Origin of the sequence: Archangium lansingense (assembly GCF_026626635.1) — a bacterium.
Taxonomy (GTDB): domain Bacteria; phylum Myxococcota; class Myxococcia; order Myxococcales; family Myxococcaceae; genus Archangium; species Archangium lansingense.
In genome coordinates this window covers 722,762-737,148 of sequence record NZ_JAPNKA010000001.1, presented here as the reverse complement: position 1 = coordinate 737,148, position 14,387 = coordinate 722,762, and the positions used below count along the sequence as shown (strand labels likewise).

Genomic DNA, 14,387 nt, shown 5'->3' with positions numbered 1-14,387 from the left:
GCGGGTGCCCCCGAGCTCATGGGGGCACCCGTGCCAGTCGAGATGCGATTAGCGCTTCGCGGCCTGCTGCGCGCGCCACGCCTCCTGGCCCTGCTTATCGAGCGCGCGGAAGTCCTCATCGCTGAGCTGCACGGTGGCCGCCGCGGTGTTCTCCTCCAGGTGCTTCACCTTCCCGGTGCCGGGAATCGGCAGCATGACGGGCGAGCGCTTGAGCACCCACGCGAGTGCGATCTGCGACGGCGTGGCGCCGAGCTTCTTGGCCAGTGTGTCGAGCACCCCGCCCTCCTTGGCCAATGGACCGCCGGCGAGCGGGTACCAGGGAATGAAGCCGATGCCGTTCTTCTCGCAGTGGTCGAGCACCGCCTCGCTCTGGCGGTTGGCGAGGTTGTAGAGGTTCTGCACCGTCACGACCTTGAAGAACCGGCTCGCGGCCTGGATCTCCTCAACCGAGACCTCGCTCAGCCCGACGTGGCGGATCAGCCCTTCACGCTGCATGTCCGCGATGGCGCTGAACTGCTCGTCCCGCGGCACCTTCGGGTCGATCCGATGAAGCTGCCAGAGGTCGATGCGCTCCACCTTCAGGCGCCGGAGGCTCATCAGCACACACTGCTTGAGGTACTCGGGCCGGCCGACGGGGAGCCAGATGTTCGGCCCGTGCCGGGTCAGCCCAGCCTTGGTGGCGATCACCAGGCCGCGTTTGTACGGCGAGAGTACCTCCGCCAGGATGTCCTCACTGACAAAGGGGCCGTAGCTGTCGGCGGTGTCGATGAAGTTGATGCCGAGCTCGGGAAGGCGCGCCACGGTCCGGCGTGCCTCCTTTGGATCATCCGGGTCTCCCCAGATTCCATTGCCGGTGATGCGCATCGCACCGAACCCGAGCCGGTTCACCTCGAGGTCGCCACCAATCCGGAAGGTACCGCTCGCCGCCGCGTTGCTCGTCGTCATCCGCTCTCCTCGTGCCAACTGGCCAGGGCGGGCAACCTAACGAGGACCGGGGGCACCGCGCAGCGAGTTCGCACGGTGACACGAAGACTCCCTCTCCCTCTGGGAGAGGGCGGGGGGTGAGGGTAGTCCACTGCGCGTAGACCCTCACCCTGACCCTCTCCCAGAGGGAGAGGGGACGTCATCAAGGGAGAGGGGATGTCGTCAGATGACGGCGTCGGTGGCGCGGCGGATGCGACCCCAGTCGAAGTTGCTCGCCGGGTCCACCTTGCGGCCCGGGGCCACGTCCTTGTGGCCCAGGATGTTCTTCATGGGGATGTCGTACGTCTTGGCCAGGTACGGCACGAGCTTCTCCAGCGCCTTGTACTGGGCCTCGGTGAAGGGCGTCTTGCCGCTGCCGTCGTTGGTAATCTCGATGCCGAGGGAGCGGGCATTCACGCTCGGGCTCTTGTCCCCGTGCAGGCTCGACACGCCCGCGTGCCACGCCGCCATCTTGTCATCCACCAGGTGGTAGATGGTGCCGTCCTTGCCGATGAGGTAGTGCGCGCTCACGCCGCTGCCATCCTTGGTGAGCGTGGACAGATCCCCCGCCGTGTTGTTGGAGGCGGTGTGGTGCAGGACGATGGCGTCGATGTCCGCCCCGCCACGCGAGCTGGTGTTGGCCGAGGGCACCCACTTCATGTCCGGCTTCTTCACGCCGCCCGTCGAAGGAGGGGGATTCGTCGGGTTGGTGGGGGTGGACGAGGGCGGCTTCTGGCCGGAGAGCGCCTTCTCCAGCGCGGCCTTCGTCTTCGGGCCGTACTCACCGTCCACGCCCAGCTTCCACTGGGACTGGAACTTCTTCACCGCCGCCTCGGTCACCGGGCCGTAGACGCCCGGGCCGGTGTTCATCTGCGCCTGCGTCATGTGGCCCAGCTTCACCAGGGCCGACTGGAGCTGCTTCACCCCGGCGCCGGTGCTGCCGCGCTCCAGGCCCGCCGCGGGCGCGGTGACCGAGGGGGGCTTCGGCGCGGGCGCGGGCTTCGCGGGGGTGAGGTCCTTGAGCATCTCGGCGCGCGTCTTCGGGCCGAACACCCCGTCCGCCGTCAGCTTGTTGGCGGCCTGGTACTTCTTGAGCGAGGCCTCCGTCTGGGGACCAAAGACGCCCGGGCCGGTGTTCATCTGCGCCTGCGTCATGTGACCCAGCTTCACCAGGGCCGACTGGAGCTGCTTCACCGCCGGTCCCGAGGCCCCCTTGGACAAAGTGCCCGTGGGAAGGGTGGGCGCGGACGAGGCCGCGGCGGTGGTACGAGCGACGCTGGTGCGGGACGCGGAGGAGATAGTGCTCACAGTCGACTCCGAGGGGGGGAGTCACCGAAAATCGGTGACGGCGTTGGAATTATCGCGCGCGCGTCACAAAAGTTGCGACCCCAGTGCTCATTTCACCCTGGGAGTTGCTCCAGCAACCGCTCCAAGTCGTCCGGCTTCACCGGCTTGACCATGTGCAGGTTGAAGCCCGCCTCCACGGCCTGGGTCCGGTGCTCACCGCTATAGCCCGTCAGCGCCACCAGGTAGACGTCCCGGCCGCCCTCGGCCTCGCGAATCTTGCGCGCCACCTGGAAGCCGTCCATCCCCGGCAGCCCCAGGTCCACCAGCGCCACGTGGGGCCGCAGCGAGGGGAAGAGCTGCACCCCCTTGAAGCCATCCTCCGCCACCTCCACCCGGTGCCCCCACATCTCCAGCAGCTCGCGCAACACCTCGCGCGTGTCCTCGTTGTCCTCCACCAGCAGCACCCGCCGCGCCGAGGGCTCCCCCCCGGTGCTCTCCAGCTGCTGCGGCGGCGCGGGCACGGGGACGGAGACGGCCTGCTCCGCCTCCAAGGGCAGCCGCACCACCAGCTCGCTGCCCTTGCCCTCGCCCTCGCTGTGCGCCGTCACCTCGCCACCGTGCAACTCCACCAGGCGCCGCACCAGCGTCAGGCCAATGCCCAATCCACCCGAGGAGCGGGCCAGCTGCTGCTGCGCCTGTACGAAGAGCTCGAAGACCCGCGCACTCAGCTCGGGGCTCATGCCGATGCCCGTGTCCCGCACACACAGCACCGCCTGGCGCTCCTGCCCGACTCCCTCCACCGTCACCCCAACAAACACGTGGCCACCGGGCTCGGTGTACTTCCTCGCGTTGTCCAGCAGGTTGGACACCACCTGCTCCAGCCGCGTGGCATCCCCTTGGAGCAACAGGCTGCCCGAGCCAGGCACCGCCACCTCCAGGTGCAGCCCCTTCTCCTCGAGGGAGCGCCGACGCGCCTCCACGCTGTGCTGCACCACCTGCCGCAGGTCCACCGGCGCCCGCCTCAGCTCGATGTGGCCCCGGTTGAAGCGCGACACGTCCAGCAGGTCATCCACCATCCGCGCCAGGTGCTGGCTCTGCCGCGTCATCACCTGAATGGACTTGGAGACCCTGCCCTCCGGCTGCGAGGCCGCCTCCAGGTGCACTGCGTTGACGATGGCCGCCAGGGGGTTGCGCAGCTCGTGCGCCAGCATGGCCAGGAACTCGTCCTTGCGCCGGTCCGCCTCCGCCAGGTCCACCGCCCGCTGCCGCAACGCGTCCTCCAGCTCGCGCCGGGAGGTGATGTCCGTGAGGATGCGCACCGCCCCCACCACCGCGCCCTCCGAGCCCTCCACCGGGTTGGCCGCCACGCGGTAGTGGCGCTCTCCCAGGGTCACCTCGGTCTCTTCACGGCAGGAGAGCACCGCGCCGCAGCTCGGAGGCAGCTCGCCTTCGGTCCCCGCCGCCGCCCGCATCAGCTCGTCGAAGGGCCGTCCCAACACCTGCGCCTCGGGGAGTCCGAGCAGCTCCAGCAGGGCCTGGTTGGCGCGCATCACCCGCCCACCCCGGTCCAACAGGCACACCCCGTCCCCTAGCGAGTCGAAGGTGCTCTTCCACTGCAGCGCCGCCGCGCGCGCCTCCTCCTCCGCCAGACGCATGCGCAGCAGCGAGCGTACCGTGGCCAGCAGCTCCGCCGAGTCCACCGGCTGCGCCAGGTAACCGTCCGCGCCGCTCTCCAACCCCTCCACCTTGTTCTCGGTGCGGATGTAGTTGGCCGACAGGTGCAGCACCGCGATGCTCGCCGTGCGTGGATCTGCCTTCAGCCGCCGGCACACCTCGATGCCGTTGAGGTCCGGCAGCTTCACATCCAGCACGATGAGGTCCGGCAGCACCTCGGAGGCCAGTTGGAGCGCCTCGGCCCCGGTACCGCCCTCCCGCACCTGGAAGCCCGCGGCCCGCAGCAATCGCGTGACGGCGTACCGGTTGGCCTCGTTGTCGTTGATGTTGAGGAGGATGGTTTCCCTGTGAGACACGTCGGTCTCCTCAAAGACTCGGGGTTGGGGCTGAGCTCAATCCGGAGCGGAGAATGCTCGCTCGAGGAGGTCGAACGCCACATCCCGGGTGAGCCCGCTCTTGGAGAGGATGCCCACCGCATGGGAGAGGAGGCGCCCGCGCTCCTGCTCGGTCAGCGAGCGGCTGGTGTGAATGATGACGGGGATGCCCCGGGTGGAGGGCTCGCGTCGGAGCGCCTCCAGGACCTCGAAGCCGTCCATTCCGGGCAGCGACAGGTCCAACAGGATGGCGGCGGGTCGGACCTCCCCCGCCAGACGCAATCCCTCCGGGCCCGTCGCGGCCTCGCGGAACTGAATCGAGGCATCGGCGAGCAACCGCTGAAGCAGGTAGCGAGCCACCTCGTCGTCATCGATGATGAGGACCGTGCGGGCATGTGGGGTTTCCTGCTCCAACGATTGGCGCTCCCCACCCTCTTCCCCCGCTGAGCCCGGCCGCTCGGTGTAGTCGCGAGAGACCGCCGCGAGGAAGGCACTGCCCCGGCCCGGCGCGCTCTCCACCGTGAGCGCGCCGCCCAACAGCTCCGCCAGCCGCCGCGACAACGGCAGCCCCAGCCCGGTGCCCTTCACGCCCTGCTGATGGGGGCCTTCCACCTGGACGAACTCCTCGAAGATGCGCTCCTGGTCCTCGGGAGCAATGCCCACGCCGGTGTCCCGCACCGCGAACACCACCGTGTCCCGGGGGCCCAAGGCTGCGGATACCCGCACCTCGCCCTGAACGGTGAACTTGAGCGCGTTGGAGACGAGGTTGCGTAGGATTTGCGACAGCTTGCGCTCGTCGGTGTGCAGTTCCGGCAGACCCTCGGGCACATCGAAGACGAGCGAGACGCCCTCGCTCACGCGCAGCGGCCGGAGCATCCCTCGCAGCGCGCCGAACAGTTCCGCCACGGTGAAGCGCGTGCACAGCACCTCCGAGCGGCCGGATTCAATCTTCGCCAGGTCGAGCAGGTCGTCGATGAGCTCCTGCAGAGCCTCACCGGACTTGCGGATGAAGAGGACCTGCTTCTCCTGCTCGGCGGTGAGCGGCCCGTCGAGCCGGTCCAGCATCAACCGAGAGAGGTTGAGAACGGAGCTGATGGGCGTGCGCAGCTCGTGGCTGATGTTGGAGATGAAGCGCGTCTTCATGTCCGAGGCCCGGCGAAGGGCCTCGGCCTTCTCCTCGAGCTCGGCGTAGAGGGCCACCACGCCTCGGTTGGTCTCCTCCAGCTCGCGGTTGAGCCGGTCCACCTCGGCCTTGCGCGCCTGCAACTCATCGAGGATGCGCAGCAGGTCCGCGTTCTGCTTCTGCAGCTCATCGGTGGCGTTGGAGCGCCGCTGCCGCTCCAGCTCGTTGCGCAGCGACTCCAGCGCCTGGGGCACCGGGGTGAGCTGGGGGAGACGCTGGGCCATCTCCAGCAGGAGCCAGCCGTCCCCATCCGGCCGCAGGACCACCCGGTCCATCAGCCGCTGCGCGGGCGCCAGCGCGGGCCCCGGCCGGAGCGTGTCCGGGCTGTTGCCGACGACGAGCCCCACGTTCGACGCCGAGGCCCGCACCCGCACGAGCAGGGAGGGCACTGGTGCCTCCTCCAGCAGGAACTCGATATGGCCGTTGGACTGGGAAGCGGCGAGCCGCGCCACCTCGGAGATGGCGGTGGCGATGCGCACCTGCTCCTGGCCGTCGAAGCCCAGGGCCTGGGCGATGTGACGCCCCCGCTGCCGGGTGTTCACCACGTCCTGCCCGGTGCGCAGCTCGGCCTGGAAGAGAGAGGAGCTCAACGCGATTCTCCCCGGGGTACTTCGCGAGCCACCAGCACCGTCGCGTCGTCCCGTCCCCGGGAGAAGTCCCGGTACAGCACGCCGGCCACCAGACTGGGATGCCGGGCGAGCAGACCCGGGTAGGCGTCCAACCGCCACTGGGTGGCCAGCCCGTCCGAGCACATCACCAGGGTGGCTCCCCGGCTCCACGGGTAGCTGAACTGCTGCATGCGGGGGGCCTGGTGCCCCAACGTCCCGTTCATGGAGACCAGCCGCTGGGAGCCGCCCGGCGACACGATGGCCGCGGAGATGTTGCCCACCCCCGCGTAGTGCAGCTGGGCACCATCCAGCGAGGCGAAGGACACCGCGGCCCCACGGGTGCTGCGCAGCTCCTGGTGCGCGCCGCGCAAGAGCTCCACCAGCGGGTTGGGACCCTGCTCCAGGAAGGACACCACCGCCGCGCGCGAGGCCCGGGCCGCCTCGGGCCCATGGCCGAGACCATCCGCGACGAGCACGTGGAAGCGGCCGTCCTTGAGGTCCACCGCCCAGGAGTCCCCGCACACCTCCTCGCCCGACATGGGCACACACACCACGCCCACCTCCAACCCCGAAGCGGGAGGCGGCTTGTCGGCCCAGAGCTGGGCCACCACCGCGGTGCCCACACCGGGCACGGAGTGGATGTCGAAGAAGGCGGCCATCCGCCGCATGGCGCCCAACCCCACGCCGCTGGTGCCCGCGGTGGAATAGCCGTCCCGAATGCAGCGCTCCACGTCCGCCATGCCCGGGCCCTTGTCCAGCGCGAGCATCTCCACCCCGACGTGGTGTCCCTCATGGAGCGCGCGCAGGAGGATGAGCCCCTCGCGCGCGTGGGCGACCAGGTTCTTGGCCGCCTCACTCACCACGAGGGCCACCTTGCCCTGGGCCTCCTCGTTGAACCCCAGGCGAGCGGCCAGCGCGGAGGCCGTCCGGCGTGCCTGGCCCGCCTGACTGCTCTCCGTCACCACAATCGCCGTGGAGCTCACTTCCATCGTGTCACCGTGACCCGCGTTCCCTCCCCAACCTTGGAGATGATCTCAAAGTCGTTCACGAGCCGCCGGGCGCCCCCCAGCCCGAGCCCCATGCCACCACCCGAGGTGTACCCATCGCGCAGCGCCAGCTCGATGTCGGGAATGCCCGGCCCCTGGTCCTCGAAGGACAGCCGCAGTCCCTTGCGCAGGCCCTCCTGGAGCACCTGGAGGGTGACCTGTCCGCCATTGCCGTAGTCCAGCGTATTGCGTGCCAGCTCGCTGGCGGCCGTCACCATCTTCGTCTGCTCCACGAGGCTGAACTTCAGCTCGGCCGTCCACGTGCGCACGGCCTGGCGCACGAGCACCAGGTCCTGCGCAGAGCGGATGGGCATGACGTCAGTCCTCAATACTGGCATCCGGGACCTCGAGCACCACCTGGTCGGCCTCCATGAAGGCCTGCAGCAGTGCCATGCCCTTCTCGACATTGAGCGCTGTGCGGATGCCCGGCAGGGACATGCCCAGTTCCACCAGGGTGATGGCCACCGCGGGCTGCATGCCCACCACCACCGTCTGGGCGTCCAGCACGCGCGACATGGTGGCGATGTTGCCGAGGATGCGCCCGATGAAGGAGTCCACCACCTCCAGCGAGGAGATGTCGATGAGCACCCCGCCGGCGCTGGTCTCGACGATCTTCGCGGTCAGGTCGTCCTGCAGGGTCACCGCGAGCTGGTCATGCATGTCCACCTGGATGGTGACCAGCAGCACCCGGCCCATGCGGAGGATGGGAATACGCTCCATACAATGACTCCAGCTAGGCCTTGCCCGCCGCGCGCTGGACGGGGACGGAGACGGTCTGGTTGAGGCGCTTGAGGGCCCAGTTGAAGGCTCCGGCCACGCTGGACTTGGTCACCACTCCGGCCAGGTCCACGCCCAGGTGGACGATCGTCTGTGCAATCTGGGGCCGGATGCCGCTGATGACGCACTCGGCGCCCATCAGCCGGGTGGCCGTCACCGTCTTGATGAGGTGCTGGGCGGTGAGGGTGTCCACGGTGGGCACACCGGTGATGTCGATGATGGCGATCTCCGCGCCCGTCTCGACAATCCGCTGCAGCAGCGTCTCCATCACCGTCTGGGTGCGCCCGCTGTCCAGCGTGCCGATCAGCGGCAGGCAGACGATGCGCTCCCAGAGCTGCACCACGGGAGTGGACAGCTCCATCATCTCCTGCTGCTGGCGCAGGATGACCTCCTCGCGCGCCCGCTGATGCACCTCGGTGGTGTACAGGCCCAGCTTGTCCAGCAGGAGGGTGCCGGTCCACAGCTCCTCGACCACCACCGCCGGCTGACTGGCGTACTCGCGGCGCAGCCGATCGAACAGGGGCTGCTTGAGGCTGAAGATGAAGGTGGCCGTCTCCGACGGGGAGAACCCCTGCAGGCTGCGCGAGCGCGACAGCCGCTCCAGCATCTCCCTCACGGACACGAACGAGGAGTCGTTGATGTCGTTGAAGTTGCCCTGCTCGGTGGCCTGCAACAGAAGCCGGAGGAACTCGGAGCAATGCTCGCGCAGCTCTCCTTCCTTCATCAACGTGTCACGACGCACCCCGCTGGCCGCCATGGCACTGAGCCACTCAGCGAGCAGCTCGGACGGGTATTTCTTGAGAATCTCGTGGATACGAGTGATCAACGAACGCCTCCTGAGGCCTGGCCTGTACCACACGCGACCTGGGCGCTCATGAATCACAATCCGTCTCAGGTACAGGATTGCGACGACTGTTCACTCCCCGATAGCCCATGGGACGTCCGTGAAATTCCCATGGGGCCATGGCACACGGAGTGCGGTTCATTCTCTTACGGCAGAGAGAAGCGGAGCTGGCCTCAGCCCAGCAGCCACACCAGGAGGAAGCCCACCGCGAGCGCGGCGAGGAATAACCCGGCGGCGAGCCACCCCTTGAGGGACGGCGGCGAAGCACCCGCGGAGACGGGAGGCTCGGACTCCTCGCCCTCCTCGATGGCCTGCACCAGCCCGGAGCCCTGGCCCGGTTGCGCGACGAGCACCTCGCTGGTGACGTCCACGTCGAAGGCCACCCGCACCTCGCGCGAGAGCGGTGTCTGGCTTTGAGTCACGGTGGCCTCCGGCCGAGGCTCGGGCCGGGACTCCTCCACCAGCACCACCTCCGCGGAGGGGACATAGCCGGCGGGGGCGTCGAGCGCCCGGTGCTCGAAGGCCAGCGCGGTGGGAGGCGCGAAGGCGGGCATTTCCTTCTCGGGGATGGACCGCCGGGGCAAGACCTCCCGCCGCAGCAGCTCCGCGAGCACACCGTCCTCGACTGTCTTCTCCTTGGCGAAGGCCTCGCTCATCAGCCGAGCCAGGTCCGCGTCCCCCACGTCGGGCGCGTACTTCTCGCGCACCTGCCTCAACGCGGCCCCGAGCGCCGCGGCATCCGGGAAGCGTGCCTCAGGCTCGGTGGCCAGCGCCTTCAGCACCACCGCGTCCACCTCGGGCGGCAGTGGCCGGTGACGGCTCGGCGGCTCCCACTGGGGGTAGGCCGCGCGCTTCCACCGCTCGGTGACATCCCCCTTCTGCGGCAACGGGCGCCAGGCGAGCAGTTCCCAGAGCACCACGCCCGTCGCGTACACGTCCGCCCGCCGGTCCACGCGCTTCTTCCGAGCCTGCTCCGGCGCCATGTACGCGATGCTGCCCATCACCACGCTCGGCGCCGTCTGCGCCTCCTTCAGCGTGGATTGCGCCGCACCGAAGTCGATGATTTTGACCTCGCCCGCGTAGGAGATGCACACGTTGGCCGGGGACAGATCGCGATGCACCAGGTGCAGCGGCTGGCCCTGCTCATCCGCCGCGTCGTGCGCGTACGCGAGGCCCGCGCACATGCGCTCGCCGATGAGCAGCACCATCCCCGGGGAGAGCGACAGGCCGCGGTTGCGCAACCGCCAGGCGAGCCGGTTGAGCGTCTTGCCCTCCACGTACTCCATGGCGAGGTAGAGCGCCCCGGCCACCTCGCCCATGGCCCACACGCGGGCGATGTTGGGATGGGACAGGCGCAGCACCACCCGCGCCTCGTCCCGGAAACGGGCGAGGAACTGCGTGTTCCCCGCCAGGCCCGGCAGCACCTTCTTCACCACGCAGGCGCGGCCCGGCTCCTCCTCGCGCGCCAGGAACACCTCCCCCATGCCCCCATACCCGATGCGCCGCACCAGGGTGTAGGGACCAAAGGGGATGGGCCCCGGGCTCGAGGCCGTCGTCTCAGGCCCCTTGTCCAAGCGCGCGGAACGCCTTGCGAGCCGCCCGGAGGATGTGCGCCACCTCGGGCTCGTTGATGGACAGCGAGAGGAAGGCCGCCTCGAACTGGCTGGGCGGCAGGTACACGCCCTCCTGCAGCATCTGGTGGAAGAAGCGGCCGTAGCGCGCCGCGTCGCTCTTCTTCGCGCTCGCGTAGTCGAACACAGGCCCCTCGGTGAAGAAGACGGTGAACATGCTGCCCACGCGGTTGATGGTGACGGGAATCTTGGCCTCCTCCGCCTCGGCGCGCAGGCCCGCCTCGATTTCCCGGGCAATGAAGTCCAGGCGCTCGTAGACGCCCGGCGCGCGCAGCGCATGGAGGGTGGCGATGCCCGCGGACACCGCCACCGGGTTCCCCGACAGCGTGCCCGACTGGTAGACGGGGCCCTCGGGGGCAATTTTCGACATGATGTCGCGCCGTCCGCCGTAGGCCGCCAGCGGCATGCCGCCACCCACCACCTTGCCGAAGGTGCTCAGGTCCGGACGCAGGCCATACACCTCCTGCGCTCCGCCGCGAGCCAGCCGGAAGCCCGTCATCACCTCGTCCAGGATGAAGAGCACCCCGTGCGCGCGGCACAGCGCCTGGAGGCCCTGCAGGTAGCCCTCCTCGGGGATGAGCACGCCCATGTTGCCCACCACCGGCTCGATGATGGCGCAGGCGATGTCCTTGGCTCGCTGCGAGAACAGCTTCTCCACCGCGCCCAGGTCGTTGTACGGCGCCGTCAGCGTCAGGCCCGCCACTTCCTTGGGCACGCCCGGCGAGTCCGGCAGCCCCAGCGTCTCCACGCCGCTGCCCGCCTTCACCAGGAAGGGGTCACCCGCGCCGTGGAAGCAGCCCTCGAACTTGAGGATGTAGTCCCGGCCCGTGAAGCCGCGCGCCAGCCGGATGGCCGCCACCGTGGCCTCCGTGCCGCTGGAGACGAGCCGCACCTTCTCCACGCTCGGCACCGTGGCGCAGATGAGCTCGGCGAACTGCACCTCCAGGTCCGTGGGCGCCCCGAAGGTGGTGCCCCGCCGCGCCGCCTCGGTGACCGCCGCCACCACCGGCGGATAGGCATGGCCGAGGATGAGCGGACCCCAGCTCCCCACCAGGTCCACGTACCGGTTGTCGTCCACGTCCGTCAGCCACGCGCCCGCGCCTTCCTTGAAGAAGACGGGCTCACCGCCGACACCTCGGAAGGCGCGCACCGGGGAGTTCACACCTCCCGGAATACGCTCCTGCGCTCGGGAGAAGAGGGCCTTGCTCTGCGTGTGGTTCATGAGGGCTCCATAGCACGCGGCCTGTACACCCCACCGGCGTCACTCCGTCTCCGCCGGCCAGCCGCTTGATTTCCGCCATGCGTTCATCTACATGGCGCCGCAAATTCCAGTTTTTTCTGCTTATTTGAGGGTGGGAGAAAAATCCTCAGCAGCGGTTTTATACGTTCTCGGGCCCAGTTGCATATTTCGAGGCGCAGAACGTGTCCGGTCAGGTGCCGCTGCAATGGTTCGCGGGAGGCTGGGGTGGGGTATCCGGGGGGAAGACTCCCGCCCCAGCCTCCTCACAGATGCGGGGTTTCCACGAGGGCAAGCAGAGGGCCGCGACACCCTCACCCCGTCCCTCTCCCGAGGGGAGAGGGGTGGTTGGCTGAGTGGGGTGGTTGGCTGGGTGAGGGTTGGCTGGGTGAGGGTTGGCTGGGTGAGGGTTGGCTGGGTGGGGTGGTTGGCTGGGTGGGGTGGTTGGCTGGGTGGGGTGGTTGGCTGAGTGGGGTGGTTGGCTGAGTGGGGTGGCTGGGTAATGGTTGGCTTTGTGACGGTTGGCCTTGTGGCGGTTGGGTTGAACGGCGGAATTCACTTGAAGGCCTCGCGAATGCATTCGTCTATCTTCCGGTGCTGGCGCCTGGGCGCGCTGCTCGCCACGCTTGGCACCACCTCCGCTTTCGCCGTCGACGAGCGGCCCATTGCCGGACCGCGGCTCCCCCGCCTCACGTGCTACGCGGGTTACCTGAAGCTCGAGGCCTTGCTCGGACTCGAAGGCGTGCGCGCCGCCATCCGCCAGGCCATCGCCCTGAAGGATCAGGCCGCCCTGCTCTTCCTGGAGCAACGGCTCGCCGAGGTCATCGGCAAGGACGCCCAGGCGGCACTCCAGGTGATGGAGTGGGCTCACGCCACGCAGGAGCCCGAGATGTCGCTCTACCTGCGCGCGGTGCGAGAGACGGAGGCCGTGCGCTCGCCCGCGGTGGTGGACAGGCTCGCCACCATGGCCGAGAGCCACCCGGACCCCCGCCACCAGACCAGCGCGCTCGTGGCCCTGGAGACGCAGCACCGCTTCGAGCCCGCGATGCTGGAGCGGCTCACCACGATGGCCAGGAGGGACACGCTCCCCCTCCTCGTGACCCTGCTCACGGTGCGCACCATCGGCCGGGTGATGGACAACGACTTCCAGCGCACCGGCCGCTTCGACCCGTACATGAGCAAGCTGCTGGAGGTGGCCCGCGGCTCTACCGTGCCCGGCGTGCGCAGCCTCGCCATCGAGATGGGCACCTACCCGGACGCCCGCATCGACGGCCCGTCGCTCCAGCAACTGGCGAAGCTCCAGCTCGAGGACCCAGACCCCGGCGTGCGCGAGATGGCCGCGCTGGTGATGTCCTCGGGGCGCGACACGCAGGCCGTGCTCGATGCTTTCGCCAACGCCTTCCCCCAGGAGAAGAAAGAGTGCGTCCGCTGGGCCATCGTCCGCTACGCGGTGCGGGCCGCGGGCCCCAAAGCCCTGCCGCTGCTGAAGGACTTCGCGAAGCAGGACGCGCGCTTCCGGCAGGACTACACCGAGTTCAAGGCGCTGTACGACGCGGGGCAGGTCGACTTCAACCGGGTCTACCCCCGCAAGGCCATCCACCACCGCTGCGGCGGATTCGCGGAGTAGGCAATGAGCATGAGAGCGAAGAAGAAATGGGTGGGCCTCGGAGCAGGGCTGATTGCCGTGCTCGCGGGACTGGGCGTGTGGCGCTCGGGCAGGACAGACGGGCCCTCCAGTGAGACACCGGTCCCCGTGGCCCCGACAGCTCCGGCTCCGGCCAGTGCCTCGAAGAGCCCCCCGCCCGAGGACATGCTGCGGCCGGTGCCGTGCGAGCTGGACTCGCTGGTGGAGGAGTACCGCCAGGGCAAGGGCTCGCCGGCGTGGCGCCGCTATGTGGTGGAGCAGCTCCGCGGCCTCCTGGAGAGCCTGCCCCCCGAGCAGCTCTGGGCGAAGGTGGAGGCGGAGCAGGACCCGGAGGTGCTGGAGGCGCTGTCGGCCCTGTGGGTGATGCGCTTCAACCCGACGGGGGACAGGAGCGTGCTGGAGCGGGTGCTGGACAAGGCGGGGCGAGAGCCGGACCCGGTGCGCAAGGCGGGGATGGTGCGCGCGCTGCGGGCGTTGGACGCGCCGGCGAGCGTGGTGCTGGCCATGGAGGAGTCCACGCGTCAGGCCTATCGCCAGTGGGTGAAGGACCCGGCGCCCGAGGTTCGCGAGGCGGTGGTGGGCAATCTGACGGAGGAGGCCAGACGCATCTTCGAGCGCTCCCAGAGCGTGGCGGAGCAGGCGGTGACACTCGCGTCGGAGGCGGGCGATCCAAAGACGGCGGCGGGGCTGCTGGGCGCATCCTCCATCGAGGCGGCGCGGACACCGGCGGTGGATTCCGTGCGGCGGCTGCTCCAGGAGTCCGAGCACCCCGAGGTACGCGCCGCGGCGGCGAAGGCGCTGGGCACGGTATCGGTGAAGGAGACCGGACGAACGATGCAGGCGCTGAACGGGCGCTTCGCCACGGAGCGCGAGCGTGAGGTGCGCAGCGCCATCCTGGAGAGCATCTCGCGGCTGGGGCTCGCGAGCGCGGTGCCAGTGCTTCAGAAGCTCAAGGGCGTGGACCCGTCGATGGACGGGGAGATCGACACCTGGCTCACGCTGCTGGCCTCGCAGCCGCAGACGTGGAACCTGCTGCTGCGCGACAAGCAGGCGCTGGAGCACGGCCGGGGCCAGGAGGGCTGACCCCACACCCGAGGTGAACCCTGCCTGAGAAGTCC

Annotated in this window: 12 protein-coding genes; 2 read left to right on the top strand and 10 right to left on the bottom strand. The window is 69.1% G+C overall.

Annotated elements, in window-relative coordinates; all coding sequences use genetic code 11:
• Positions 1 to 48: 48 nt before the first annotated feature.
• The 10 genes from OV287_RS02925 to hemL all read right to left on the bottom strand — a co-directional run bounded on the left by OV287_RS02925 (position 49) and on the right by hemL (position 11,609).
• Positions 49 to 945, bottom strand: coding sequence for an aldo/keto reductase (locus OV287_RS02925; RefSeq protein WP_267532432.1), 897 nt, complete (start codon positions 943 to 945; stop codon positions 49 to 51).
• A gap of 201 nt (positions 946 to 1,146) precedes the next feature.
• Positions 1,147 to 2,271 carry a peptidoglycan recognition protein family protein gene (locus OV287_RS02920; RefSeq protein WP_308809542.1) on the bottom strand — a complete coding sequence of 375 codons (1,125 nt, stop codon included), beginning with the start codon at positions 2,269 to 2,271 and terminating at the stop codon, positions 1,147 to 1,149.
• A 92-nt stretch (positions 2,272 to 2,363) separates the two neighbouring features.
• Positions 2,364 to 4,280 (bottom strand): hybrid sensor histidine kinase/response regulator, encoded by a 1,917-nt coding sequence (locus OV287_RS02910; protein ID WP_267532431.1) that lies wholly within the window; start codon positions 4,278 to 4,280, stop codon positions 2,364 to 2,366.
• Positions 4,281 to 4,316: 36 nt separating this feature from the next.
• Positions 4,317 to 6,071, bottom strand: coding sequence for an ATP-binding protein (locus tag OV287_RS02905; RefSeq protein WP_267532430.1), 1,755 nt, complete (start codon positions 6,069 to 6,071; stop codon positions 4,317 to 4,319).
• Positions 6,068 to 7,078 (bottom strand): ATP-binding SpoIIE family protein phosphatase, encoded by a 1,011-nt coding sequence (locus OV287_RS02900; protein ID WP_267532429.1) that lies wholly within the window; start codon positions 7,076 to 7,078, stop codon positions 6,068 to 6,070. The genes OV287_RS02905 and OV287_RS02900 overlap by 4 nt, the downstream gene beginning before the upstream one ends.
• Complete coding sequence (locus tag OV287_RS02895) at positions 7,069 to 7,449, bottom strand: anti-sigma regulatory factor (protein ID WP_267532428.1); 381 nt, start codon at positions 7,447 to 7,449, stop codon at positions 7,069 to 7,071. Before OV287_RS02895 ends, OV287_RS02900 begins: the two co-directional genes overlap by 10 nt.
• A 4-nt stretch (positions 7,450 to 7,453) precedes the next feature.
• Positions 7,454 to 7,855 carry an STAS domain-containing protein gene (locus OV287_RS02890; protein WP_267532427.1) on the bottom strand — a complete coding sequence of 134 codons (402 nt, stop codon included), beginning with the start codon at positions 7,853 to 7,855 and terminating at the stop codon, positions 7,454 to 7,456.
• 13 nt (positions 7,856 to 7,868) lie between these two features.
• On the bottom strand, positions 7,869 to 8,738 hold the full coding sequence (locus OV287_RS02885; protein ID WP_267532426.1) for an STAS domain-containing protein: 870 nt from the start codon (positions 8,736 to 8,738) through the stop codon (positions 7,869 to 7,871).
• A 191-nt stretch (positions 8,739 to 8,929) separates the two neighbouring features.
• A complete protein-coding gene (locus OV287_RS02880) occupies positions 8,930 to 10,330 on the bottom strand; it encodes a serine/threonine-protein kinase (protein WP_267532425.1) in 1,401 nt (466 codons plus the stop codon).
• Entirely contained in the window at positions 10,314 to 11,609 is a 1,296-nt protein-coding gene (hemL, locus tag OV287_RS02875) for a glutamate-1-semialdehyde 2,1-aminomutase (protein ID WP_267532424.1), read from the bottom strand. Before hemL ends, OV287_RS02880 begins: the two co-directional genes overlap by 17 nt.
• A gap of 589 nt (positions 11,610 to 12,198) precedes the next feature.
• Between hemL and OV287_RS02870 the strand changes: the two genes are divergently transcribed.
• A complete protein-coding gene (locus OV287_RS02870) occupies positions 12,199 to 13,251 on the top strand; it encodes a HEAT repeat domain-containing protein (RefSeq protein ID WP_267532423.1) in 1,053 nt (350 codons plus the stop codon).
• A 9-nt stretch (positions 13,252 to 13,260) separates the two neighbouring features.
• A complete protein-coding gene (locus tag OV287_RS02865) occupies positions 13,261 to 14,352 on the top strand; it encodes a HEAT repeat domain-containing protein (RefSeq protein WP_267532422.1) in 1,092 nt (363 codons plus the stop codon).
• Positions 14,353 to 14,387 lie beyond the last annotated feature (35 nt).

Excerpts from the sequence above, each read along its gene's own strand:
- OV287_RS02925 (WP_267532432.1), bottom strand. The coding sequence starts at position 945 with ATGACGACGAGCAACGCGGCGGCGAGCGGTACCTTCCGGATTGGTGGC.
- OV287_RS02900 (WP_267532429.1), bottom strand. The coding sequence starts at position 7,078 with ATGGAAGTGAGCTCCACGGCGATTGTGGTGACGGAGAGCAGTCAGGCG.
- OV287_RS02895 (WP_267532428.1), bottom strand. The coding sequence starts at position 7,449 with ATGCCCATCCGCTCTGCGCAGGACCTGGTGCTCGTGCGCCAGGCCGTG.
- OV287_RS02890 (WP_267532427.1), bottom strand. The coding sequence starts at position 7,855 with ATGGAGCGTATTCCCATCCTCCGCATGGGCCGGGTGCTGCTGGTCACC.
- hemL (WP_267532424.1), bottom strand. The coding sequence starts at position 11,609 with ATGAACCACACGCAGAGCAAGGCCCTCTTCTCCCGAGCGCAGGAGCGT.
- OV287_RS02870 (WP_267532423.1), top strand. The coding sequence starts at position 12,199 with ATGCATTCGTCTATCTTCCGGTGCTGGCGCCTGGGCGCGCTGCTCGCC.
- OV287_RS02865 (WP_267532422.1), top strand. The coding sequence starts at position 13,261 with ATGAGAGCGAAGAAGAAATGGGTGGGCCTCGGAGCAGGGCTGATTGCC.